This window comes from Streptomyces sp. NPDC091209 (genome assembly GCF_044757755.1).
Classification (GTDB): Bacteria; Actinomycetota; Actinomycetes; order Streptomycetales; family Streptomycetaceae; genus Streptomyces.
Window position 1 is genome coordinate 287,002 of sequence record NZ_JBIVVR010000004.1, and the last position, 24,330, is coordinate 311,331.

Consider the following 24,330-nt stretch of genomic DNA (forward strand, 5'->3'; position numbering starts at 1 on the left):
CCCCCGGGACAGCGGGCGCGGCGCGGACCGGGGGCGGGACATCGAGGTGGGTTCGGCTCGGGGTGCCTCGCGGGGACAGGGCCCGGGCTCGGGCCGGGGCGGCGGGGTCCGGGGCGCCGGTGGGCCTGGGCGCGGCGCCCAGGCCGAGGGTCGGCCGGCGTTCCGGCCGGTCACCATCCGTACCGCACGCGACGCCGTCACCGCCGCCGCGCTGTATCTGGGCTGGCTCGGCTATCGGGACATCCGGCGCGCGGACCAGCGGCCCCCGTCCGGGATCGGGCTCGCCGCGCGCGGCATCCTGGCCCAGGTGGACCCCACCGTACGACCGGCCTCGCTGCGCGACGTGGAGTGCCTGTGGCTGACCGCCATGACGGAGTCGGCGGACTGTGTGTTCTTCTCCCTGGCGGGGTACGCCGACGACGCCCGCGCCCGCGCCGACACCCTCGGCGTCCCCCTCTTCGTCCTGGACCTCACGGGCACCCCCCAGCCGGTGAACAGCCCGGCGGACGAGCTCATCGCCGTCACGGGCTGACCGCCGGGCAGGGGAGGCGGCAGGGGCCGGTGCGGGACACGTACACGGGCGCGGGCACCCCGGGCGCCTATTCCCCGTACGTCTCCCGCAGTTCGATCTTCCGCACCTTGCCCGAGACCGTCATCGGGAAGGTCTCCAGGACGTGCAGCCGGCTGGGGATCTTGTAGTGCGCCAGCCGGCCCTCACAGAAGGCGCGCAGCTCGTCCAGGGTGAGGGGGTCGGCCGGATCACGCGGGATGACACAGGCGAGCACTTCCTCGCCGTAGCGCTCGTGCGGGATGCCGACCACCTGGACGTCGGCGATCTTCGGGTGGGCGTACAGGAACTCCTCGATCTCGCGCGGGTAGATGTTCTCGCCACCCCGGATGATCATGTCCTTGATGCGGCCGACGATCTCGACGTATCCGTCCTCGCGCATCACGGCGAGGTCGCCCGTGTGCATCCAGCGCCCCGCGTCGACCGCCTCGGCGGTCTTCTCGGGCTCGTTCCAGTAGCCGAGCATCACGCTGTAGCCGCGGGTGCACAACTCCCCTGCGGTGCCGCGGGGTTGCGTCACCCCGGCCACGGGGTCGACGACCTTCACCTCCAGGTGCGGCAGGACCCGGCCGACCGTGCCGGTGCGGTGTTCCAGGTCGTCGTCCCGGCGGGTCTGGAGCGAGACGGGCGAGGTCTCCGTCATGCCGTAGCAGATGGAGACCTCCTCCATGTGCATCTCGGCGACCACCCGCTTCATCACCTCGACCGGGCAGGGCGAGCCCGCCATGATGCCGGTGCGCAGGGTCGACAGGTCGTACGCCCCGAAGTCCGGGAGGTTCAACTCCGCGATGAACATGGTGGGTACGCCGTAGAGCGACGTGCACCGCTCCTGCTGTACGGCCCTCAGCGTCGCCGCCGGGTCGAACGACGGGGCCGGGATGACCATGCAGGCGCCGTGCGAGGTGGCGGCCAGGTTTCCCATCACCATGCCGAAGCAGTGGTAGAAGGGCACCGGGACACACACCCGGTCCTGCTCAGAGTAGGCGATCAACTCCCCCACGAAATAGCCGTTGTTGAGGATGTTGTGGTGGGAGAGCGTGGCTCCCTTGGGGAAACCCGTCGTGCCCGAGGTGTACTGGATGTTGATGGGGTCGTCGCAGGACAGCTCGGTCCCGCGGACGCGCAACTCCTCGTACAGGTCGGGGGTCCCACGCCTCACCAGCGCGTCCCAGCCCGGGTCGCCGATGTACACGGTCTCGCGCAACCGGGGGCATCTGCCCCGCACTTCCTCGACCATCGTCCGGTAGTCACTGCCCTTGTGGCTGAGGGAGGCGAAGAGCAGTGAGATTCCGGCCTGGTTGAGGACGAACTCCACTTCGTGGGTGCGATAGGCCGGATTGATGTTCACCATGATCGCGCCGACGCGGGCGGTGGCGTACTGGACGAGCACCCACTCCGGGCAGTTGATCGCCCAGATGCCCACCCGGTCGCCCTTGGCGATGCCACCGGCGAGCAGCGCGGACGCCAACCTGTCGACGTCCGCGCCGAATTGGGCGTAAGTCCAGCGCCGCCCGGACGGCACGTCGACGAGCGCCTCGCGGTCCGGCCAGGCCTGGACCGCCCGGTCGAGGTTGGCCCCGATGGTGTCGCCGAGCAGTGCGGTGCCGCTCGTCCCGTGCGCGTACGACAGTTCACTCACCGGAAGTCCTCCTCGCGGTACTCGGCGTCCGAGCCGACGGCCGTGGCCTCGCGCAGCTCGATCTCGCGGTACTCGGCGTCCGAGCCGACGGCCGTGGCCTCGCGCAGCTCGATCCGGCGGATCTTGCCGGAGACGGTCTTGGGAAGTTCGCCGAACTCCAGGCGGCGGAGGCGCTTGTACGGCGCGAGGACCGAGCGGGAGTGCTCGAAGAGCAGCTTGGCGGTGTCGGGGCCCGGTTCGTAGCCGGCGGCGAGGACGATGTACGCCTTCGGGACGGCGAGGCGCAGTTCGTCGGGGGCCGGGACCACGGCGGCCTCGGCGACCGCCTCGTGCTCCAGGAGCGCGCTCTCCAGCTCGAAGGGCGAGATCTTGTAGTCAGATGATTTGAATACATCGTCGCGCCGGCCGACATACGTAATGTAGCCGTCGGCGTCGCGCGAGCCGATGTCCCCGGTGCGGTAGTAGCCGCCCGCCATCGCCTCGGCCGTACGGTCGGGGTCGCCGTGGTAGCCGGTCATCAGGCCCACGGGGTGCTCGGACAGGTCGAGGGAGATCTCCCCCTCCGTCGCTCCGGGCGCGCCCGAGACCGGGTCGAGCAGCTCGACGCGGAAGCCGGGGCTGGGCCGGCCCATGGAGCCGGTCTTGAGCAGCTGGCCGGGGCTGTTCGACACCTGGATGACGGTCTCGGTCTGCCCGAAGCCGTCCCGGATGGTGACGCCCCAGGCGCGCCTGACCTGCTCGATGACCTCGGGGTTCAGCGGCTCGCCCGCGGCGACGGCCTCGCGCGGCGGGGTCCGCAGCAGGCTCAGATCGGCCTGGATGAGCATGCGCCACACGGTGGGCGGGGCGCAGAAGGTGGTGACGCCGGCCCGGTCCATCTCGGCCATCAGAGCGGCCGCGTCGAAGCGGGTGTAGTTGTACAGGAAGACGGTCGCCTCCGCGTTCCACGGCGCGAAGAGATTCGACCAGGCGTGCTTGGCCCAGCCGGGTGAGGAGATGTTCAGATGGACGTCCCCGGGCTTCAGCCCGATCCAGTACATGGTGGCCAGGTGGCCGATCGGGTACGAGACGTGGGTGTGCTCCACCAGCTTGGGCCGGGCGGTGGTGCCCGAGGTGAAGTAGAGCATCAGGGGGTCGTCCGCGTGGGTGGGGCCGTCCGGCTCGAAGGCGGCGTCGGCGGCGGCCGTCTCCTCGTACGCCTGCCAGCCGGGGCGGGGGCCGCCGACCGCGATCCGGGTGTAGTCCCCGGGTACGGCGTCGAACTTCGCGGTGTCCTCGGCCCGGACGACGACGTGCCGCACCCGGCCGCGTTCGATCCGGTCGGCCAGGTCGACCGGGCCGAGCAGCGGGGTGGCCGGGATGACGACGGCGCGCAGTTTCATCGCGGCGAGGGCCGTCTCCCACAGCTCGACCTGGTTGCCGAGCATGACGAGGATGCGGTCCTCGGCCCGTACTCCCCGGGCGCGCAGCCAGTTGGCCACCCGGTCGGAACGCTCGGACATCGCGGCGAACGAGACCTCGACACGTTCGCCGTCCTCCTCCACGATGTGCAGGGCGGTGCGGTCGTTGTCCCGCGCGATGACGTCGAACCAGTCGAGAGCCCAGTTGAAGTGCTCCGGGCGGGGCCAGCCGAAGCCCTCGTAGGCCGTGGCGTAGTCCGCGCGGTGCTCCAGCAGGAAGTCCCGTGCGGCGCGGAACGCGTCCGCCCTGCCCGTTGTCGCCGTCATGTGTCCTCCTCGTTGCCGGACCGCCGCCTACCATCGTGTATTCCGTGATGCAGGTCCCACCACCCCCGAACGGGGGGTGCGTCGCGATGAAGGGGAGGGCGGGTGGCGGCAGACACGGCCGAGTCGGTGGAAGTGCGTTCCGCGCTGGCGCGGCTTCGACGAGCCACGGGGCTGCCCGTGGCCTTCGGCGGCCTGGCCGACTCCGGCGGCCGGCTGGTGCGCATCAGCGAGCTGAGCGGTACGGCGACGCCCGCGCTGAGCGCGCTCGCCGTCTCCTCGGGCAACGGCCTGGGCGGCAAGGCGGTCGCCCTGGCCCGGCCCTGCGCGGTGAGCGACTACCCGGCCTCGCGGCAGATCAGCCACGAGTACGACACGGCGGTGGCGACGGAGGGGCTGTGTTCCGTCCTCGCGGTTCCCGTGGTCGTACGGCGCCGGGTGCGCGGGGTGCTGTACGGCGCCCTGCGGACGGCCCAGCCCCTGGGCGACCGCACGCTGGGGGCGGCCGTCGCGGCGGCCCGGGACGTGGAACAGGCGCTGGTCGTCCGGGACGAGGCACGCGAGCTGCTCGGTGTCGTCCGCGCGCCCGGCCCCGCGACGGGAGAACGGGGAGGCGCGGCGTGGGAGGAGGTGCGCGAGGCGCACGGGACCCTGCGGGCGCTGGCCCCGCGGATCGCCGACCCGGAGCTGCGGGCCGAACTCCTCTCCGTGTGCGGCCGGTTGGCCGACGCGGCGGCTCCGCCCGCGGGGGTGCCGCGCGAGGTCGGACTCGCTCCGCGCGAGCTGGACGTCCTCGCCTGTGTCGCGACGGGCGCGACCAACGCGGCCGCCGCCGAGCGGCTCGGGCTCCGTCCGGAGACCGTGAAGGGGTATCTGCGTTCGGCGATGCGCCGGCTCGGCGCGCACACCCGTCTGGAGGCGGTCGTCGCCGCGCGCCGGGCCGGTGTGCTGCCCTAGCGGACCACCCGGTCCGGCGCTGGCCATTCAACCGTCCGGACCCTGAAATGACTTATGCGCGACCATTGTTATTTCCCTCACCACCCAAACTGTCCGAAATTCAAAGAGACATTGCCTAATATTGGCCAGGACACGACACACGAGGGGAGCGGTGACCGTGCGAGGGGACTTCAAGGAACCTGCGAGACCGCGCCCCGACCTGGTCATCGGCCGGGAGGAACTCTTCGCCGCGGCCCGTGAGCAGCTCTCCGGCGGCGGCAGTGTGCTCGTGCACGGACCGGCGGGAATAGGAAAGTCGACCGTCCTGCGGGCGTTGGCCGCCGAATGCGCCGAATCGGCACGGACCGTCTTGCGGTGCTCGGCCACCGAGTCCGAATCCCATCTCCCCTTCCTCGCGCTGGCGGACCTCCTCGGTCTGGTCGTCGACGAGATAGCCGACCGGCTGCCCGCCCCGCAGCGCACCGCCCTGGAGTCGGCACTCACCGGCCGCGGCGAATCCACCCTCCAGCGCGACGGTCTCGCGCTGCGGCTCGCGGTGCTGTCGGCGTTCCGCGCCCTCGCCGCCCAGGGGCCGGTGCTGATCGTCGCCGACGACCTGCAGTGGCTCGACCCGGCCAGCGCCGAACTGCTCGGCTTCGCCGCCCGCAGGCTCGGCGGCACACCGGTCCGCATGCTCTGCGCGGTCCGTACGGACACCGAGCCGCAGGCACAGGACCACGACCGCTTCCTCCGCGCGTCCGTGCCGGAGACCCTGGCCCTGCGGATCGCGCCGCTGGCCCGCGCCCAGGTGGCCGAACTCCTCGGACAGCGCGGCTACACCGGCCTGCCCCGCTCCACCGTGCGCGACATCCACCGCACCAGCGGCGGCAACCCGCTCTTCGCGCTGGAGCTGGGCCGCGCCCTCGCCGAGTCCCCGACCCGGCCGAGTCCGGGCGAGCCGCTCCCCGTACCGACGTCACTGCGCGCGCTCGTCCTCAGCCGGCTGGACATGCTGTCCGCCGAGGCCCGCCGCACCCTGCTGGTGGTGAGCGCGGGAGCCCGCCCGACCCTGGCCCTGCTGCACGCCGCGGGCCGGGAGAACGCGGAGGCGGAGACGGCTTCGGCCGCCGCGCTCGGACTTCTCGCCACGGAACGCGAGACACCGGGCATACGGTTCGCGCACCCCCTCGTCTCGGCGGCCCTGTACGCGGAGGCCGACGCCCAGGAGCGGCGGGCCGCGCACGCCGCGCTGTCCCGGGCGGCCTCCGATCCCATCGAACGGGCCCGGCACCTGGCCCTGGCCACCACCGGCACGGACCCCGCGGTCGCCGCCCGGCTCGGCGAGGCCGCGGCCGCCGCCCGTGACCGCGGCGCCCCCTCCGTAGCGGTCGGGCTCGGGCTGCTCGCCGCCCGGCACACCCCGGCCGACACCCGGCCGGGCCCGGACGAACGGCGCCTGCAGGCGGCCGAGGACGCGCTGACGGCCGGGGAGACGGACCTCGCGCGGGACATCGCGCGCCAGGTGCTGTCCCGGGCCACCGCCCCCGCCGACCGGGTCCGGGCCTGGATGGTCGTCGTCGACGCCGCCGGACAGGCCATGTCGGAGATCGACGCCGTCTTCCCGCAGGCCCTCGCCGACGCGGGCGACGACCCCGGCCTGGTCGCCCTCGTCCGCTACCAACTCGCCTGGCGGGCGCTGCTCATGGACGGCGAGATGACCACGGCCCGCGAGGAGGCCGCGCGGGCCGCGCGGCTCGCGGCCCGCGCCGGGGACCGGCGCACGGAACTCCTCGCGCTCGGCTTCCAGGCGCAGATGGAGACCCTGATGGGGCACCCGGACGCGCCGTCGACCATCCAGCGGGCGATGCGCGAGCCGCAGGACCCGCGCGTCGCCTGCGACCACAACGGCGCCGGTGCCGCCCGCTTCCGCTGGCTCATCATGGGTGACCGGCTCGCCGAGGCCCGTACGGCCATCACCGCGCTGCTGCGCGAGGTGCAGCGGCGCGGCATGGTCGAGAGCGAGCTGCACTTCCTGCGCGGCCTCGCCGAGACCGAACTGCGCTCCGGGCACTGCGGTCGCGCCCTCGACCTGGCCCGGGAGAGCCTCAGGCTGGCCCGCGACACCGGCATCGGCGAGGCGGCCACCGCCATGTTCACCTCGCTCGCCGAGGCGGCGGGCGGTGACGTGGACCGGGCGCTCGCCCTCGCCCACGAGGCCGTGGACCGCGCCGAGGAGGACGGCGACCTGGTCTACCTCTCGCGCGCGCTCGGCGCCCTCGGGCACGCCCAGCTCGTCGCCGGGGACGCGTCCGCCGCGGTCCACTCCCTGCGCCGGGTACGGGAGTTGGAGGAGGGACTCGGTGTCATCGACCCCGCCCGCGGCCGCTGGCACGGGGACCTCGCGGAGGCCCTGGTCAGGATCGGCGAGACAGCGGAGGCGCAGGACGTCATCGATGTGACCCGCCGACGCGCGCTGCGGCTGGAACGCGAGAGCGTGCTCGCCGTGCTCGACCGGGCCGAGGCCCTGGTCCGAGCCGCGCGCGGCGAACAGGGTCCGGCGGAGCGCCAGTTGGCCTCCGCGCAGGAACGCCTCGCCAAGCTGGGCTACGGTCTGGAGGAGGCCCGTGCCGCGTACGCCCTCGCCGGTCTGCGCACCCTCTCCCCAGCCCTCGGCTCCCCTCGGGCCGGGGGGACCCCCGTCCCGGGGCCCACGACCTACGACGAGGCGGCCCGCCTGTTCCGCAGGTGCCGTGCGCTGCCGTGGCTGCGTCAGGTCGAGACGGCGTCCGCGCCTCCGCCGGCCGCGCCGCCGCTCGCCTCCGCCGCCCTCGGCACCCTCGCGGCGACCGAGCGACAGGTCGCCGCCCTCGTCATGGAGGGTGCCACCAACCGCGAGATCGCCGCGCGGCTGTTCATCAGCGTCAAGACCGTGGAGGCCACCCTCACCCGGGTGTACCGGAAACTGGGGATACGGTCGCGGGTCGACATCGTCCGTCTGGCGGCGGAGCGCAGACCCGACTGAGACCCGCGAACGGCCGACGGCGTGGAGGGTCCGCCCCGCTCGACGGGACGGCCGACCCGCCGGAAGGGTGAAGCGGCCTCCGGCGGGAAGGGTTCGGGCCGGTGGGGTCGGCCCCGAACCGGCGACGCGGCCGCGGGCCGGGAACGGTTGGCCCCACCCCGTCCGGAGCCGGGCGGACTCGTGAGAACCGCGGCCGGGAACGGCGACGCGGACTCCGCCGGGAAGGCGCAGGGCCCCTGAGGCCGCAGGCCGGGAACGGTGACACGGTCCGGGGCGGGAAGCCGGAAGGCCCGGGAAGCCGCAGGCCGGGAACGGTGACGCGGCATCCGGCGGGAAGCCGGAAGACCCCTGAGGCCGCAGGCCGGGAACGGTGACACGGTCCGGGGCGGGAAGCGGCCGGACCGGTGAGACTTCGGGCCGGAACGGTGACGCTTCGGCCTGGGACGGTACAGCCGCGGGCCGGGGCGGTAGAGCTCCTGGGTGACTCCTCCGGGTGAACGGGCGTCGGACGGACGGGGCCCCAGGGCCGGGACCAACCGGACGGCGCCCGCGTCAAACACCGCTCGCTCCGGGCAAGGGTTTTCCCTCCCCCATCTCCACTAGGGGGTTCCCTCATTGGGAGGGAGCGGTCCCACGCCCTAGCGTGTGGGCGTGCCGCTCGCTCGGGCACACGACACCTCACCCAGAGGCGTCGTGACTCACCCCCCACACCCGTGCGTCCCCCCACCGGCAACTTTCAAGGAGACCGATGTTCGGGCTCAACCGCGTCAAAAAGACCGCCGCCGTCTGCGCGGCGACCGCCGCAGCCGCCGCGACCACGCTGCTCGGCGCCCCCTCCGCCGCAGCCGCCCCCCAGCCCATCGTCGGCGGCACGACGACCACCACGACCGCGTACCCGTTCATGATGCAGATCACCGACGCCTCGCAGAACCAGTTCTGCGGCGGCACCCTCGTCGCCGCCAACAAGGTCGTGACCGCCGCCCACTGCATGGCCGGCGAGAGCACGAGCAGCATCCGCGTGGTGGGCGGCAGAACGTACCTCAGCGGCACGAACGGCACCGTCAGCAAGGTCAGCAAGATCTGGATCAACCCCGACTACACGGACGCCACCAACGGCGACGACGTGGCCGTACTGACCCTGTCGACGTCGATGTCGTACACCCCGGCGAAGTACGTCGCCACCTCGGACACCGGCCTGTACGCGACCGGCACCACGGCCCGCATCGTCGGCTGGGGCACCACCTCGGAGAACGGCAGCTCGTCCAACCAGCTCCGGACCGCGACCGTCCCGATCGTGTCCGACTCCAGTTGCGCGAGCTCGTACGGCTCCGACTACGTGGCCTCCGACATGGTCTGCGCCGGCTACACCGCGGGCGGCGTCGACACGTGCCAGGGCGACAGCGGCGGCCCGCTGCTCATCGGCGGGGTGCTGGCCGGCATCACCTCCTGGGGCGAGGGCTGCGCGGAGGCCGGCTACCCCGGCGTCTACACCCGCCTGACCACGTTCTCCAGCCTGGTGACCACGCAGGTCAACTCGTAGTAACCCATGATCTCCTGAGTACCCCTCAGGTATAAGCCGAGGGGCGTTGCGAGCCTCCACGAGCGGCCCGCAACGCCCCTCATCCACTCGGGCCTCCCCCACGGCCTCCCACGGATCCACCTCGGTACCGCCGCGGACTCCCCCTCGGTCTCCGTTTCGGTGGCCCAGCACACTTGCCGGCGGACGGCTGCTTCCCCGCAGCCCCCCAACCGTCCGCCGGCACCTGGGCCGCACCCCGCGACAGCGCCTCAGGACCGTGCGACCGTACCGAACCGGACGTCATACCCCTCCCCCTCGTGCATCGCCGCGAGCATGCGCTCCCCCTCCGCCGCGACCTCGTCCCGCCGCGCCTTCGTGAGCCTGCCGAAGAGCTCGACGACCAGCGCGCCCTCCTCCAGCTTCCACAGGCCGGACAGGAATCCGTCGACGAGCAGGGCGCGGTAGGCCTGGTTGCCCTGCCAGGTACGCCCCTTGAGGTCGGCGGGGACGATCCGGGAGCGGTCGGCGTGGGACAGCAGCAGATTGTCGAACTCGGGCAGGAAGCGGGGTGGGGCGGGGGTGTCCGCGTCGGGCCGGGACGCGTCGGGAAGGTCGAAGAGCTCCACACCGCTCTCGTCACGGAACGTCGCCAGGCCTGGCCGGAGCCGCTCGAAGACCTCGCGGAGCCGGGTCAGCCCGGCCCAGGTCTGCATGTCCTTGACCGAGGCGGGCCCGAAGGCGGCGAGATAGCGCAGCACGGTCGCGTCGGGTGCCGGGGCGGGCTCGGCGGTGCGGCCGAGCCAGTGTTCGGCGGTGGTGAGAGCGACCTGGCCGCTGCGGCCCCACAGACCGCGCGGGGTGACCTGGACAAGCGGCAGGGTGCAGCGGGCCGCGACGGACAGGGCGAACGGGTCGGCGTCCGGCCACTCGGCGAGCAGCGCCTCGCGCAGCTCCTTCATGGTGCGCGGCTCGGCCTCCACCAGCTCACGGCCGATGACGGCGAGCCGGTCCAGGTCCACGCCGTTGAGCCCCTTGCGGAACTGGCCCAGCTCGCGGTCGCGCGCGGCCTGCACCAGCGGACGCAGGGTGAGGGCGTCCTCGGCGGTATGGGTGTGGATGGTGGAGCGCATGGTGACGATCCGGACGACCTCGCGGGCTCCCATGGCGGCCGACAACCGATCGGGCCGGAAGCCGTCCAGCCGGGCTGCGAGGGCGTAGTACGGCGGCTTCACGTTCTGTGCCTGGAGGCCGAGGAGGTGCTCGACGGCGGCCGTCGCGGACAGCGGGGAGCGGCGCAGCAGGAGCTGACGGTCGAGGGTCGCGCGGTTGAGGGCGCGGGTGCCGAGCACGGGAGCCGTCGCGGTCGTCTTCGTCATGCCCGGCACGCTAGCGCCGCTTGCGGACACGTTCTGTCCGCAACTCTCACCCGATACCGATGCCGCCGACCACTCACGGACCCTTTGCCCCGTATATCCTGCTCGGTGATCACACAGACGTACGTTCGACCCTGGAGGCAGCCGCGATGTCCGAGCGACGCGACCGCCAAGCCTCGAAGAACCGGAAGAGCACGAGGGACACGGACGGCTCCGCGGAGACGAGGGGCTCCGGAGAATCGCGGAGCGCCGGGGCTTCGCGGAGGTCTCTCTGGCGGCGCGCCCTGACTCCGCCGTCCGCGCCGCCCCCGCAGCCTCCGGCGCCGCACGACTCGCCTCCCGCGCCCGAGCCCGCCGAGGTCGCGAGCGTCGTCCAGTCCGCGCTGTACCGCGACGGCGTGCGGGTGTCGACGCCCGCGACGCTGGCCGACACCTTCCGGGCGCTGCGCGAGCAGCCGGACGGCATGGCGTGGATCGGCCTGGCCCGTCCGACCGAGGCCGAACTCCACTCGCTGGCCGCCGAGTTCGACCTGCATCCGCTGGCCGTCGAGGACGCGATGGAGGCGCATCAGCGTCCGAAACTGGAGCGCTACGGCGAGACGCTCTTCGTCGTGCTGAGCGCCGCCCGTTATCTGGACGCGGTCGAGGAGGTCGACTTCGGCGAGCTGCACGTGTTCGTGGGACCGGACTTCGTGATCACGGTCCGGCACGGCGCGGCACCGGACCTCTCGGCGGTGCGCCGCCGCATGGAGGACAGCCCGGAGTTGCTGAGACTCGGACCGGAGGCGGTCCTGTACGCGATCCTCGACTCCGTCGTCGACGGGTACGCCCCGGTGGTCACCGGCGTCCAGAACGACATCGACGAGATCGAGACCGAGGTCTTCCGCGGCGACCCCGCGGTGTCCCGCCGTATCTACGAACTCTCCCGCGAGATGGTCGAGTTCCAGCGCGCCACCCGCCCACTGGTCGGCATGCTGCACAGCCTGATGGCCGGCTTCGCCAAGTACCGCACGGACGAGGAACTCCAGCGTTACCTCCGCGACGTCGCCGACCACGTCACCCACACCAGCGAGCGCGTCGACGGTTTCCGCCAGGCCCTCACCGACATCCTGACCGTCAACGCGACGCTGGTCACCCAGCAACAGAACGCCGAGATGCGGGCGTTGGCGGAGGCGGGCTTCGAACAGAACGAGGAGATCAAGAAGATCTCGTCCTGGGCGGCGATTCTGTTTGCTCCCACACTCGTAGGAACCATCTACGGCATGAACTTTGAGAACATGCCGGAGCTGGGCTGGCGCTTCGGATACCCCTTCGCTATCGGCTTGATGGGCGTGGTTTGCGCCAGTTTGTACGTAATTTTCAAGCGCCGGGACTGGCTCTAGGGTTGGCACTCACCCTCGCGGAGTTTCCACTGTTCACTCTCGCACTTCACCGAAGCGGGGCCCTGACCGGCTCTGGGGAGAAGTGATGCGAGTGATCTCCTCGCCCTGTCCCCGACAGGCCCGTGACCAGCCCTTTTTGGGCGTCGGCAAGCTCTGGGGAGAATCCGGGGAGAAACGGATGACAGTCCGCGCCTTGCACCCGCCGCAACGAGCCCGCCCGGCTTCCTGTGCAGTGCTCCCTGCAGAGCCCGCCGACCCTGCAGCGCATCACAGACAGTGGCCTCCATGCAATTGCCGTCCCCGACAGGCCCCAGGGTCAGAACGCCCTGACCCGTCGCAAGTCTCGTCCGGCCGAGCGACGCCAGTCGCGGAGCTTCAGCAACTCGCCATAGACACCGTGCCCACGGAGTCAGCAACAGAGCAGACACCCTCGGCCGGCAGCCTGCTGTGAGCTCGCCAGGGCTTCATGCCTGCGTCTGGGGTGACCACTCAACAGGCCATGGGGGCCAGCCCGGGTGGCACCCCCGTCTCCGCACGCGACCACTTCGGGCCTGCCGATCATCAGGGTGTTGCCTTCGGAGCTGGGGCTCGTTGGTGTCGTACGCGCATCCCGGACGAGACTCGTGAGCAACTTGCCGTGAAGTTGGCGGTGTTGTTCCCGCATTTGGACGAGCGGCAGCGACGTTACTGATGGCGGCGGAGGCCCACGGTCTGGGACATTGCTGTGTCCGGGCCGTGGCCCGGGCGGAGTGACACAACAGTCCGCAAAGGGGTGTCCGACCTGCAAGCGGGCCAGTCCCTGCTGGGGCGGGTGCGGCGGCCGGGCGGTGGGCGCGAACACCTCGCAGACCTCGATCCCGGGCTGCGGACCGCGCTGTTGCAGCTGGTCGAGCCGGACGAGGGCGGGAATCCGATGTCGCCGATGCGGTGGACGACCAAGTCGACCCGCACACTGGCCGCCGAGCTGTCCCGCCAGGGGCACCGGAGCGGCGCGGACACCGTCGCCGACCTGCTGCGACAGGAGGGCTTCCGCCTGCAGGCCGAGGCCAAGACACTCGAGGGCGGTCAGCATGCCGCCCGGGACCCCCAGCGGCGGCGACGGACTACCCGTTCGTGCAGCACCCGTCCGCTGACGTTGCCGTCAACTACTGCCGTCAGACACCCCAGGAGCCCCACCGAAAGTAATCCGTCGGGGCTCCTCCTATTGCAGGGCCGCGTCCTTCAGGTGATGTGTCCTGGTTGATCACATGATGCCGAGGGTGATCAGTGGACGGTTGGCGTCGCGGGTGTGGTGGCGGAGTCCAGCGGCGATGTTCGTCTGGTTGGCGAGTCGGAAAGCGCCGATGGCCAGGTTGCGCAGGGATGCCATGGCACGTGGAGCGGTGCCGGTGCGTACGCGGGAGGCGTCCTCGGCGTACGTGGTGTCCCTGACGTGGTGGATCTTGTTCTCGATGCCCCAGTGGCCGCGGACGCGGCGGGCGATCTCGGTTGCGTCGGCCTGCTCCGCGGTCAGGTCGGTCACCCCGTAGATGCGTTCCAGGGTGACCTTGCCGGTGGTGACGATCCGTCGGCGGCGCACGATCTGGACGGCCTGCACCGCGTGTGGGAACGCGATCCCGGCGACGGCGGCGGCCTTGATCCGGCGGATCTCGTCGCGGCCGTGCGCGGTGGCCCGCGTCTTGTCCAGGAGTGGCACTTCCCGCCATGGCAGGGCCTTCAGCCACTGGTGCAGGGTGGGCTGATTGCCCTTGATCAGCGCGATGTAGTGGGCGTGCTTGTCCTCGACGAGGAAGCACGCGTGGGCGGTCTGCGAGTGGAGGGCGTCGAAGGTGACCACCGTGCCGTGCAGGTTGAGCGGGGCAAGCAGGGGCTGGAAGACGGTGATCCCGTTGGTCGTGGCGTCCACCTCGCGCTGGGCGGTGACCAGGCCGGTCCCCGTCATCGCGGCGAGCAGATGGACCTGGGTGCCGTCGGTGCGGCGGGCACCGCGCACGGTCTTGCCGTCCACGGCGAGGGAGGGCAGGGGCCGCCGGTCGCTGTCGTTCTCCTCCTGGCCAGCGGCGCGTTCGCGCCCGGCGAGCCAACTTCCGACGGCTGTATCCAGGGCGTCGCCGTCGATGCGTTGGAGGACACGACGCACGGTGGCCTCGGCCGGGGCGACGGGGCCGCGGTCCGGCTCCCGGCATGGGCCACCGAGCCGGGCCAGGACGTTGGGCGGGGCGTCGGCGGCCCACTCCGCGATCGCGGCCAGGGACTTCGCTCCGGCCAGGACCGCGCACGCGGCCAGGGAGAGGACGAAGGCGAATGGGTTGAACCGGGATCCTTACTGTGCGCCAACGTACAGCGAACATCCCCTGCGTACCCTGGCATTTTCGCCGCCCAAGCGGAGCCGACCTCCCCTCTTCGCGCGGGCCTGTGTCGGCCGTGGGGAACCCTGTGACAAGATCCGCTGGCATGTCATCTGTCGTGTCGTCCGCCATGCCTTCGTTGCCTTCGTCGCCCACGGGTCCCTCAAGAACCGGTCGCCGTCTGCTGGTCGCCCTGCTCGCGATGCTCGCGACAGCAGGCTCCACCGTGGCCGAGGCCGGCACGCCGTCCGGCCCGACGCCCGGCGCCGCGGTGAGAGCGGCCGAACCCGCGACGCCTGACCGCCCCAGCTACGACGTGAAGCTGCGCGCCGATGGCGACGGCTCCCACTGGGCGGGCCGGCAGACGGTGTCCTTCCGTAACGCCTCCAGCCGGCCCCTGCGTGAGGTGTACATACGCCTGTGGGGCAATGGCGAGGACGGCTGCGGGACATCCGGAAGACCGTCCCCCGTCCGCGTCTCCCACGTGCGCGGCGGCACTCCGGGCCGCCCCGGCGTGAAGTGCACGGCGCTGCGCATCGCTCTGCCGAGGCCGCTCGCACGCGGTGAGCGGACGGCCGTCTCCTTCGACGTGGCCCTCACCGTGCCCGCACGCAACAACCGCTTCGGCCGCGAAGGCGCGTTCCGCTTCCTGGGCAACGCGCTGCCGGTCCTCGCCGTGCACGACGCGAGGGGGTGGCACCTCGATCCGTATGTGTCGTACGGCGAGAGCTTCTACACCCTGGCGAGCGACTTCCGGGTGCGCCTCGACCACCCGTCCGCCCTCAAGGTCCCGGCGACCGGCAGCACATGGACCTGGACCCGCCCCGGCGGTACCGGGCGTACGGTCACCCACAGCGTCGCCAAGCGGGTGCGGGACTTCGCATGGGCGGCGGGCCCGTTCCGCACCGCGACCCAGACCTCGCCCGACGGCGTGCGCGTGAAGTCGTATTGGTCGCCGAACACGCCCGCCGCCGGTGTCCGCCTCAACCGCAAGGACGGCGTCGCCGCCATCGACCGGTTCGGCAGGGAGTTCGGCCGCTATCCGTACGGCGAGATAGACCTCGTGATGACCCCCGGGTTCGCCGGCGGCATGGAGTACCCCGGCCTGGTCATCCTCGGCACCGATTCGGAGGGTGGCGCCACCGTCCATGAGATCGCCCACCAGTGGTGGTACGGCGTCGTGGGCAACGACGAGTACAACTCACCCTGGCTGGACGAGAGTTTCGCTCAGTACGCCAACGCGCGCTACTACCGCTGGGACGGGTTCGAGTGCTCGCCGGACGACTCCTGGCCGAGCGCCACCGCCGCGCTCACCAACTCGATGGCCTACTGGTCTACACACCGTGGCGAGTACTTCCAGGTCGTGTACGGGATCGGCCCCTGCGTCCTGGCCGACCTGGAGCACGTCCTCGGGGCCGGCACCATGGCGCGCCTCATCAAGAAGTACGCCCACGACCACTGGTACGGCGTCTCCACCACCGTCGACTTCAAGAAGGCCGCACAGTCGATGACGCACAGGGACCTCGGCCCCTTCTGGCGGAAGCACCGCATCCGCTGAAGTCGCACCATCGAAGGATTCGAATGGTTCGAGCCATCTCGTCGGCACAGTTACCTTGAACCCCTGACCCGAAGACCCCTTTCCCCCATTCTTTACCCAGCCCTTCACGCGAGGTTCATTCCCGAAGTGCGCAGCCCCGTCAGATTCACCGTCATCCGTCCTGGGAAAATTCTGGGGGTCCAATCCATTATCCAGCTCGCTTGTACCCACCTCATCCGGTGACATTCGGTAAATATCCGTAGTTGGCTCGTCGATACCGGAAGGGCAATTGTGAACGAGAACCGGTGTGGTCCTGGCCAGTACATAGCCGATCGGCAGCCCCCTTTCAGTACAACCGATCAGGAGGCTCCGCGGAGGTCGAGGGACCGGAGTTCGGCCAGGTGGTCACGGACGATCGCCTGGAGTTCTTCGTTGGTCACGTCGTCCGCATCTCGGAGCCCTGGATCGATGACGTAGTCGTCGAGTGCGTAGAAGACCTGGTCCAGAACTCTGGAAAAGGGTTCTCGCAAACGTTCGCGCAGATCCAGGGCCCGTCGTCGAGCGGCCAGCCATGACTGCGCGAACTCCTCCGCGCTGATCCGGCCGGCTGCGAAGGACTCCATGAGCGACACTTGTTCCGCGGTGGCGGATCCGGCCGCGACGTCCCTCTTCGACGCCCACGCCACCTCGCGTGGCTGGAACGCTTTCGAGACGTCGGACAGCGCCGGATGGCCGGGGCCGGTGCGTTTCGCGTACCGTTTGAAGTCGACGATCGCCTGATCGACGCCTTCGGGGATGCTATGCCTGAGGAAGTCGCGGGTTCCACCGATCAAGGAATAGCCTTCGTCCGTCACGAGCAGCGCACCGGAGAGGTCGGGAAGGGCGAGCACAAAGCTCTCGTCCCGCCACGGGACCTGCTGGAGGATGCGCTCTTGAGTCGAAGGGATCTCGATCTCCGGCCGTCCGGCGGCGGCATCGCTCAGGCGGCTCGCGATGACATAGGTGTGGCCCGTTCTCCTGGATCCTGCGCTGAACCGGCTCGCCAGGTGCTCATCCATGCGTGCGTGGGAGGGCAGCGGCACGACCTGCTTGCCGCCCTCCGCGATCCACTCAGGGTTGAAGGATCGCGGTCCGGAGAGGACGAGGTTGACCAGTCTGTTGTCGTTCATGTGCTGTCGCTCTGTTTCGTTCACCACAGGAACCCCCGCCGCACGATGTCCGCGAACTGGTTCTTGTTCAGCTGGAAGGCCGACCAGAATCGGCCGTCCGTGCGGAGCATGACCATCTTGAGTGACTGCGGATCGATGAAACCCACCGCCTGCCCTTGTTTACGATAGCTGTACCGGAAGATCTTGGTGCCGGGAGCCGTCATGTGCTCCTGCATCGCTTTCTGGAATGCCTTGAGATTGGCCCCATTGAGGTTTCCGGGGTTGTCCAGGAAGTCTTTCGCGTGTGCATGGAACTTCTTGCTCATCACCTTCTGGCTCGAGAAATCAGCCTTGTCCGCCCATCTGCCTCTCAGGCAGGGGGCCAGTCCGAGCGGGTCGGTCCAGGTCTGAGGGTTGTGAACGTAGCTGTTCGGGTTGTCCGCAGGTGCGAGGCCGAGGGGATCCGGTGTGAGGTACCGGCCGGATTCGGGGTCATAGGTGCGGAAGAAGTTGTGATGGAGGCCCGTTTCCGGGTCGAAATACTGGCCCGGGAAGCGCAAGGGTGTATAGGCGGTGCTGTTCGCCGCCCATGTGGTTGCGCCCCACAGCGTGGAGCGGGCCTCCCAGGCGATGTCGCCCCTTTCGTCGAGGAGTTCGGTGGGAGTACCGACCAGGTCGGTGACGATGGCGAAGAACCGGGCGTCGATCTCTTCCTGGGGCGAGTCGACGGCCGCGATGCGTTCGGCCTGAACGATGGGGCGTATGCCCTGGTGGTCCCAGGTGACGGTGACCGCGTTCGGCAGGTCCGTCGACGTGGTGGTCTGTTCGCAGAGGGTCGTGCCGTCCCAGATGAAGTCGACCTGCTCGGCGACCGACGCGCTGTCCGCGGCCAGCCGTTGCTTGGAGATCCGTCGGCCCAGGGGGTCGTAGAGGTAGCGCCAGCACGTGCCGTCCGGCGTGATCACCGAGACCAGACGGTCCTCCGCGTCCCACGTGTACCGCCACGTGTCCGGTTTTCGGGACAGGCGGGTCTTCTGGCGCAGGACGACGCGCCCAAGGGCGTCGTGCTCGTAGCGGACGCCTCCGGCACGGGTGAGACGGGTCCCCGAGTAGGTCCGGGCACCAGCGGCTTCCGCGCCGGCATGCGACGCGGGCCAGGAGGCATCCGTCTGGTTCCCCGCGGAGTCGTATGCGTAGCGTTCGGACCAACCCCTCGCGTGGACGGCGGTGACCCGTCCGGCCGGGTCCAGATCCAAGCGGCGTACGCCTTCACGCTGGTCGTCGAGCCGGACAAGATTGCCGTCCGCACGGTAGTCGTAGGCGCGCCGCCGGACCGAGCGCCCGCCTGCGCCGGTGACCGTCTGGAGGGTCAGGCGGCCCAGCCCGTCGAGAGTGTTGGCGACGCTGATCGCGGCGCCGACATGCCTGGTCGTCTCCTGGCCGGCCGTGTCGTACGCGAAGTCGACCGTACGGCCGACGGTCGTCAGCCGAGTCGGATTGCCCGCAGCGTCGTAGGACCACTCGCTGGTGGCGCCGTTCGGGGTGGTGCGGTGGGTACGGCGACCCAGCGGGTCGTAACTGTAGGATATGGAACGGCCGTTGACAGTCTCGGACAGCAGACGCCCACGGGGGTCGTGACGCTGATCGACCCGCGCGCCGGGGGCAACGGCCTGGGTGAGTCGACCCGACGGATCGTAGGCGAAGGTGGTGGTGACGCCGTCCACCGACTGCCGGACGATCTGCCCGAGCTCGTCATGAGCGAAGTGAGTGATCTGGCCGAGGGCGTTCGACCGGGCGGTGAGCCGATCACCCGCGTCGTGGCTGTAGCTGAGCGTGCGGCCGTCGAAGTCCGTTTCCGATATCAGGCGCCCAGCCGGGTCGTACGCGTACGTCCAGGTCAGGCTCTGCGGGTTGGTGACCTGGACAAGGCGCAGTTCGGTGTCGTGGGTGAAGGTGTAACGCGCCCCGTCCGGGCCGGTCCGAGCGGCTGGCAGATCGAAGTGGGTGTACTCGTAGCCGGAGACCCCGCCCAACGTGTCGGTGTGGGCGGTGCAGTTGCCCTCACCGTCGTAGGTCCACGACTCGGTGCTGCCATCGGGGATGACGCGCCGAGCCAGTCCACCTTCGACGGTCCACTCCAGACGTGTCACATTGCCGAGCGGATCTGCGACCGCGACCGGCCGCCCGAACGCGTCCCGCTCGTACCGCGTCGTCGCACCGAGCGGATCGGTGATGTCGTCCGGGAGTCCGGCGGGGTTGCAGCGAACACGGGTGACGTGGCCGAGCGTGTCCGTGACCGTGGTGAGATGACCGGCCGAGTTGTACGTGGACCGGGTTGTGGCTCCGACCGGGTCCGTGACACTGGTGAGATTTCCGCGTTCGTCGTACTCCCGGCGCCACTTCGTCCCATCGGCCTCGCTGACCGTCGCCGGTAGTCCGAGGTCGTTGTACGCGACGGCAGTTGTCCGACCGTCCGAGCGGGTGACCGCCACGACCCGTCCGTGCTCGTCGTAGCCGTACCGAGTGGTGTGTCCGAGCGGATCGATGACGGCGGTCAGTTGGTTGTCGTCATCCCACTCCTGGCGGGTGACATGACCGAGGGGGTCGGTCTCGCGAACCAGGCGCAGTGCCTCGTTGTGCTCGTATCGCGAGGCGTGTCCCAGTGAGTCGACGACCGTGGTGGTGCGGGTGGAATCGTCGTAACTGAGCGTTCCGGAGAGAAAACCGCCGCTGCCGCCCGTGCGAACGACTCTGCCCCGTTCGTCGTACGTGTAGTTGTACGTGGTGTCGTTGCGGTCGGTCCACGAGGTGATCCGACCGGCCTCGTCGTAGGTGAACCCGAGGGGCCGCCCAGAGGAGTTGACGACTCCGGAGAGGTTACCCGCGTCGTCGTAGACGTAGGAGACCAGCAGTGTTCCCGCGGCCTTGGGTCGTTGCGGGTCAAGCAGCCGGAGCGCCGCGACGCGTGGCAGGTCCCTGTGACGGTCGACAGCAATGCGGTAGCCGCCACTGTGCGCGACCTCGACGGGGGTGCCGTCGTCGGTGTAGTGGACAGTGATGCGCTGCCCGTTGCGGTCCACGATCGCCTGGAGCGGCAGGTCGACCGCTTCACCGTCGTCGGTGGGGCGCGGGGTGTGGAAAACGTAACTGAGCCCGCTGTCCGGGTCGGTCACGCGCAGCGCGCCGTCCACCTCGTCGTCCCAGCCCAGCGGCCACCGCCGGCCTGCCTCGGGATGAACGAGCCCCACGTCGTCGGGTTCCGGCATCGGATAGACGCAGCGGGAACCGTCCGGCGCGGCGTAGATGACGCCGTCGCCGTCGACCTGGAGGCGCTGGTCGAGGGTTGACGCCCATGACGGACCGAACCAGCCGCCCCATCGGAAGGAGGACACGTGAGTGCGCTCCAGTACCAGCGGCAGGGCACCGAGCAGCTCCACATCGGTCTGCTGCAAGAGCATGTCGCCGGTGGCCACGTCGATCGGGTCAAGCTTGCATTTCTTGAACAACGCCCGGATGGAGGCGGGCACCTTCTCCCATTCCCCGGGTCGCAGCTTCAATCGGGACAGCCCCGAACCGTCCAACTTCAACGCCCGGCTCAGCCTGGACAGTTCGCTGGGCTTGAGTCCCTTCAAGCCCTTGCCGAGAGCCTTGCCCAGCACACCGAGGCCGACGCCCATGACTGCGCCCTCGGTCAGGATGCCGGCCAGCTTGTCCGGGTCCTTGAATGCGCCCGGATCCTCCAGCAGTGTCTGGAAAGCGGAGAGTCTCACACCCTCGCTCGCCATCTTGCCCACCGAGGCGATCGCCCTGATCTCCTTGAGTGCCTTCAGGGCACGTTCCACAGCGCGGATGGCTTCCATGACGGAGCGGACAGCGATGCCCAGCGCAGTACCCTCCTCCTCGATCCGGCCGACCAGCGCAACGACCTTCAGTGCCCGCTCGCCGGCCATCAGGGTGGAGGCCACCTCCGAGGCCCCCGCGGTCAGGATGGACAGGGCCAGGCCCGCGATCTCGAACTCGGCAATCTCTGCGAGGATCACACCGATCTCGGAGAGCATCTCGTGCGCTTGGTGGGCGAAGTCGTCCAGCGCCTTGGCGCCTTCCCGTAGGGAGTCCGCCATGTCCATGGCATTCGTGCGGACGTTCCTGGCGCGCTTGTGGAACGCCTTGGCCGTCTCGCCCTCCCACGCCACGTGCGCGACTGCTCGTTCGGCGTCTACGGCCGCGTCGTCGAGTGCTGCGGCCAGGTGCCACCACTTCGTGGCGATCGCGCGGACACCGTCCGGGTCCACTGCCGGGTCGGAGATTCCCAGGAACTCCAGGCCGCTGGCGATGTCGTCGCCGAACATGTGGTTGAACTTGTTGACGTAATGCAGCGGGTTGAGGTCGACCACTGGCGGCTCAGCCTCTCTTGCCGCGGGTCGCCGCGGCGAGGAGCACGTCCAACACGTCGAAGGCGTCGGAGACTTCGCCCATCAGCTTCGCTTCAGCCTGCCACTCCTCCTCCAGGACGTGCGTCAGCCGGGCCAGGGTGTGCATGCCGTCGCGTATGTCGTCCGTGGCGCCGAGCAGGGAGCCGAGCGTGCCGAGTGCGCCGAGGTCGTTCGACTCCTCCTTGAACGCGTGCAAGGGTTTGGCCGTGCGATGCGGCACCTTGCGCAACGCCGTGGCCGCCCTGTCCAGCGACTCCGCTTCCTTCTTCAGGTCCGACACTCTGCCCAGCCCCCGTAGTTCACTCTGTGCACATGCCAACCCAACGACCGTAGTGAGTGCGGTTATGGACAAGGCATGGTGAAAACCAAGGGGAAGTAAAGATGGCCACCGTTCCGGCAGGAAGTCGTCTGCAGCGGCGTCTTGCCATCCGCGTACTCCTCGGAGAGGGTGCGCAGTTCAGCGGCGGCATCCAGGGTTCCTTTGTGGGCGAGGATGTTCGGCAGGGTGCGGGCCATGTCGCGCAGCCGGTCGTCGTCGCCGACGAACCCGGATTGCAGCGGGCGATTGACGATGGCGTCGATACCGACGTGGTGGACGAGCAGCCGGTAGAAGTCCGCAAGATCGCGTTGGGGCAGCGCGGCGACGGCCGTTGGCCAACTGCCCGGCGGAGCGGGCATGCGCGTCAGTTGGTGCAGGAACGCATTGAGGGTGTCTGGATCGTCAAGACGGCGATGGATGAGCGGCCAAACGGCCGGCAGGGCCGTGAGATGCGGGAGGGCGACTGCCGCAAGCATCCACCGAACGCGCTCTGGTGAGTTGGAACTGTCCCAGAATGCGGTGACAGCTCGGAGAGTCGGATGAGCATCTCGCGCGGCGAGGGCCCGATCCAGGACGGTGGGGTCCTCGGGCGGCGGGAACGCGACCGCCAGGGGGACTGTAGGACGTTCGGCTCTGACAAGACTTTCGTAGCCGTTGATCGGCTTCTCGGTTCTGGCCTTGGTGGCATGGCCCGTTGGGGCAGGCTGGTGGGGGCCTTGACCCAACAGCCGACGCGCAGCCCTACCCGACACCGCCCCCGGGAACCGGCGAAAGTGACATCACGGTCACGCATTCGGCCGGCCATCCCGTGAAGCAGTGACGCTCACGGGAAAGGGCGGTGGCCCCGAAATGCCACCGCCCCATCATCTGCCCGCTGACGTTGCCGTCACCGTTTCAGTCATCCCGTCGACATGTAAGACAGGAAAGCCACTCCCCTACCCAGCCGGATGAGCCACTTCAAGGAACTTCCGGTACACGAGGGCCATCAATGCTGCGTACGCATGCTGCGCTCGCGCGACTTCCAGGTCCTTGCCCGAAGATTCTGCACCGAGCTGACCGATCCGCTCCATGAGCTCGTCGAGGATCGACAGGACATCGGCCGGCGACGGCTTGAAAATACCGCGTTCCACAAACCTGATGACCGTTGTGACGTATTCGTCGACTTCCGCCAGATCGGCGTACGTCATCTTCAAGCCCGCAGTCGAGCCACCCGACGGAAACGGTACTCGGCGCCACAGAGTGTAGGAATCCATGAAAGTCAACGACATCCGTACCACCATCCTAACCGGCATCTTCAGCCGAGTACCAGAAGGATACGATCCTTTTGTCCGGCCCAAGGATTCCACCCATACCAGTCCTGGGATCGACATATTTCACGCCGAACTCTCCGTCATCCATGGGCGCCCTCTTTGCGTTCAAGCCAACCTTTCCTCCTGGCTGCGCCAGGCGGTTCAGCCCATTCTTTGGCATCCTGCAGGTACTGTTCGCGCGTTACGCCTGCACGAGCTCCATGCCGTTCAACGAAGTGAAACTCGAAGCTTGCTGCAGAAGTTTCGAAACTGCCCGGGTGCCAAAATGCCTCGACCGCCTTCGGGCACACGCCCGAATTGTGAACGAAGACCGGCGCACTTCCTGCCAGCACATAGTACGTGTGCAGTTCCTCGACGGTGAGGTTGTACATGTCTGCGGCGCCAGGCCGCTGCAGCGCATCAACGACCGTGACTCGCTTGTCATCGGCGGTGATGAGGTCGTGCCCGGGCACGAGTTCAGCAGCACCGGTCCACGCATGGGTGGTTTCGTCCCAAAAGGGATGCCCGGCGGTGGTGTGGAGGGTGACGATCCGGTCCCCCCTGTCCCGGACGGTGAGATCAAGGAGGTCGTTGTCGCGATGGACAAGGCGGGCGACCACCTTGCGGGGACCCTTGTGCCTGCCGGTCCTGGGATCAGCCGCCTCGACCTCGTCCCCCGGTTGTACCCGAAGAAGTACTGGGTACCGTCGGTGGTCGTCACCTTCCAGTACTCGTCGTTGCGGGCGCCGTTGGAGCGGACGTCGGTGGTGGAACCGTAGACCCGCTCGACCTTGGTGCCGTCGTCGCCCTTGATCTTGAACTTGCCGGTGCCGTCCGGGATCAACTCGCCCGCGTGACCGTTGAACGAGATCGTCGCGTTGTCGTACGCCCAGCACTGGTCACCGGGCTTCTTGCCGTCGGCGTTCTTCACGTCGTCGTCGGCGCACGGCTTGTAGCTGCGCTCCACCGAACCGGGCCACAGCGCGAAACCGTCACCGGCCCACGACGACTGGTTGTTGGTCGCCGACGTGCGGCCGTCGATGCCACCGGAGGAGTACGACAGACCCACCGAGGGGGCGAGCTTGCCGGGCAC

The 24,330-nt window shown here is 69.6% G+C and carries 15 protein-coding genes and 2 pseudogenes; 7 read left to right on the top strand and 10 right to left on the bottom strand.

Translation table 11 applies throughout. The features are described 5' to 3' along the window. On the top strand, positions 1-532 hold a 532-nt coding region (locus tag ACIQRL_RS14170; protein WP_401331281.1), incomplete at its 5' end, for a hypothetical protein. Between the two features lie 67 nt (positions 533-599). Here ACIQRL_RS14170 and ACIQRL_RS14175 read toward each other — a convergent pair. Both ACIQRL_RS14175 and ACIQRL_RS14180 read right to left on the bottom strand, forming a co-directional pair. After that, entirely contained in the window at positions 600-2,198 is a 1,599-nt protein-coding gene (locus ACIQRL_RS14175) for an AMP-binding protein (protein ID WP_401331744.1), read from the bottom strand. A gap of 5 nt (positions 2,199-2,203) precedes the next feature. Next, a complete protein-coding gene (locus ACIQRL_RS14180; RefSeq protein ID WP_401331283.1) occupies positions 2,204-3,934 on the bottom strand; it encodes an AMP-binding protein in 1,731 nt (576 codons plus the stop codon). Positions 3,935-4,036: 102 nt separating this feature from the next. Here ACIQRL_RS14180 and ACIQRL_RS14185 point away from each other — a divergent pair, with 102 nt between their 5' ends. The 3 genes from ACIQRL_RS14185 (at position 4,037) to ACIQRL_RS14195 (ending at position 9,429) form a co-directional block, all read left to right on the top strand. Next, complete coding sequence (locus tag ACIQRL_RS14185; RefSeq protein ID WP_401331285.1) at positions 4,037-4,888, top strand: response regulator transcription factor; 852 nt, start codon at positions 4,037-4,039, stop codon at positions 4,886-4,888. A 151-nt stretch (positions 4,889-5,039) separates the two neighbouring features. Next, positions 5,040-7,889, top strand: coding sequence for an ATP-binding protein (locus tag ACIQRL_RS14190; protein ID WP_401331287.1), 2,850 nt, complete (start codon positions 5,040-5,042; stop codon positions 7,887-7,889). A gap of 748 nt (positions 7,890-8,637) precedes the next feature. Beyond that, positions 8,638-9,429 (top strand): S1 family peptidase, encoded by a 792-nt coding sequence (locus ACIQRL_RS14195; protein WP_401331289.1) that lies wholly within the window; start codon positions 8,638-8,640, stop codon positions 9,427-9,429. A gap of 248 nt (positions 9,430-9,677) precedes the next feature. Here the strand turns inward: ACIQRL_RS14195 and ACIQRL_RS14200 are convergent, their stop codons facing one another. Next, complete coding sequence (locus ACIQRL_RS14200; protein WP_401331291.1) at positions 9,678-10,784, bottom strand: winged helix DNA-binding domain-containing protein; 1,107 nt, start codon at positions 10,782-10,784, stop codon at positions 9,678-9,680. A 146-nt stretch (positions 10,785-10,930) separates the two neighbouring features. Here ACIQRL_RS14200 and ACIQRL_RS14205 point away from each other — a divergent pair, with 146 nt between their 5' ends. Both ACIQRL_RS14205 and ACIQRL_RS14210 read left to right on the top strand, forming a co-directional pair. Further along, entirely contained in the window at positions 10,931-12,163 is a 1,233-nt protein-coding gene (locus ACIQRL_RS14205) for a magnesium and cobalt transport protein CorA (RefSeq protein WP_401331293.1), read from the top strand. A 607-nt stretch (positions 12,164-12,770) separates the two neighbouring features. After that, positions 12,771-13,259: pseudogene (locus ACIQRL_RS14210) on the top strand (ISAzo13 family transposase); the annotation flags it as partial. A 147-nt stretch (positions 13,260-13,406) separates the two neighbouring features. On the opposite strand, the pseudogene ACIQRL_RS14215 reads toward ACIQRL_RS14210, so the two are convergent. Then, positions 13,407-14,456, bottom strand: a pseudogene (locus tag ACIQRL_RS14215) (ISAs1 family transposase); the annotation flags it as partial. Positions 14,457-14,617: 161 nt separating this feature from the next. On the opposite strand from ACIQRL_RS14215, the gene ACIQRL_RS14220 reads away from it, so the two are divergent. Then, positions 14,618-16,069, top strand: coding sequence for a M1 family metallopeptidase (locus ACIQRL_RS14220; RefSeq protein WP_401331295.1), 1,452 nt, complete (start codon positions 14,618-14,620; stop codon positions 16,067-16,069). A 338-nt stretch (positions 16,070-16,407) separates the two neighbouring features. Here ACIQRL_RS14220 and ACIQRL_RS14225 read toward each other — a convergent pair whose 3' ends face one another. The 6 genes from ACIQRL_RS14225 to ACIQRL_RS14250 all read right to left on the bottom strand — a co-directional run bounded on the left by ACIQRL_RS14225 (position 16,408) and on the right by ACIQRL_RS14250 (position 24,133). Beyond that, positions 16,408-17,217, bottom strand: coding sequence for a colicin immunity domain-containing protein (locus tag ACIQRL_RS14225; RefSeq protein ID WP_401331297.1), 810 nt, complete (start codon positions 17,215-17,217; stop codon positions 16,408-16,410). 20 nt (positions 17,218-17,237) lie between these two features. After that, positions 17,238-21,590 carry a DUF6531 domain-containing protein gene (locus ACIQRL_RS14230; RefSeq protein WP_401331299.1) on the bottom strand — a complete coding sequence of 1,451 codons (4,353 nt, stop codon included), beginning with the start codon at positions 21,588-21,590 and terminating at the stop codon, positions 17,238-17,240. Positions 21,591-21,597: 7 nt separating this feature from the next. Further along, positions 21,598-21,948: a hypothetical protein gene (locus tag ACIQRL_RS14235; RefSeq protein ID WP_401331301.1), complete on the bottom strand. Its 351-nt coding sequence runs from the start codon at positions 21,946-21,948 to the stop codon at positions 21,598-21,600. 23 nt (positions 21,949-21,971) lie between these two features. Further along, the gene (locus ACIQRL_RS14240; RefSeq protein WP_401331303.1) at positions 21,972-22,424 is read right to left on the bottom strand and encodes a hypothetical protein; all 453 of its coding nucleotides are present in this window, start codon (positions 22,422-22,424) and stop codon (positions 21,972-21,974) included. Between the two features lie 459 nt (positions 22,425-22,883). After that, a complete protein-coding gene (locus tag ACIQRL_RS14245; protein ID WP_401331305.1) occupies positions 22,884-23,141 on the bottom strand; it encodes a hypothetical protein in 258 nt (85 codons plus the stop codon). Positions 23,142-23,338: 197 nt separating this feature from the next. Continuing rightward, positions 23,339-24,133, bottom strand: coding sequence for a polymorphic toxin-type HINT domain-containing protein (locus ACIQRL_RS14250; protein WP_401331307.1), 795 nt, complete (start codon positions 24,131-24,133; stop codon positions 23,339-23,341). Positions 24,134-24,330: the final 197 nt, after the last annotated feature.

Excerpts from the sequence above, each read along its gene's own strand:
- ACIQRL_RS14180 (WP_401331283.1), bottom strand. The coding sequence starts at position 3,934 with ATGACGGCGACAACGGGCAGGGCGGACGCGTTCCGCGCCGCACGGGAC.
- ACIQRL_RS14195 (WP_401331289.1), top strand. The coding sequence starts at position 8,638 with ATGTTCGGGCTCAACCGCGTCAAAAAGACCGCCGCCGTCTGCGCGGCG.
- ACIQRL_RS14200 (WP_401331291.1), bottom strand. The coding sequence starts at position 10,784 with ATGACGAAGACGACCGCGACGGCTCCCGTGCTCGGCACCCGCGCCCTC.
- ACIQRL_RS14205 (WP_401331293.1), top strand. The coding sequence starts at position 10,931 with ATGTCCGAGCGACGCGACCGCCAAGCCTCGAAGAACCGGAAGAGCACG.
- ACIQRL_RS14220 (WP_401331295.1), top strand. The coding sequence starts at position 14,618 with ATGTCATCTGTCGTGTCGTCCGCCATGCCTTCGTTGCCTTCGTCGCCC.
- ACIQRL_RS14225 (WP_401331297.1), bottom strand. The coding sequence starts at position 17,217 with ATGAACGACAACAGACTGGTCAACCTCGTCCTCTCCGGACCGCGATCC.
- ACIQRL_RS14240 (WP_401331303.1), bottom strand. The coding sequence starts at position 22,424 with ATGCTTGCGGCAGTCGCCCTCCCGCATCTCACGGCCCTGCCGGCCGTT.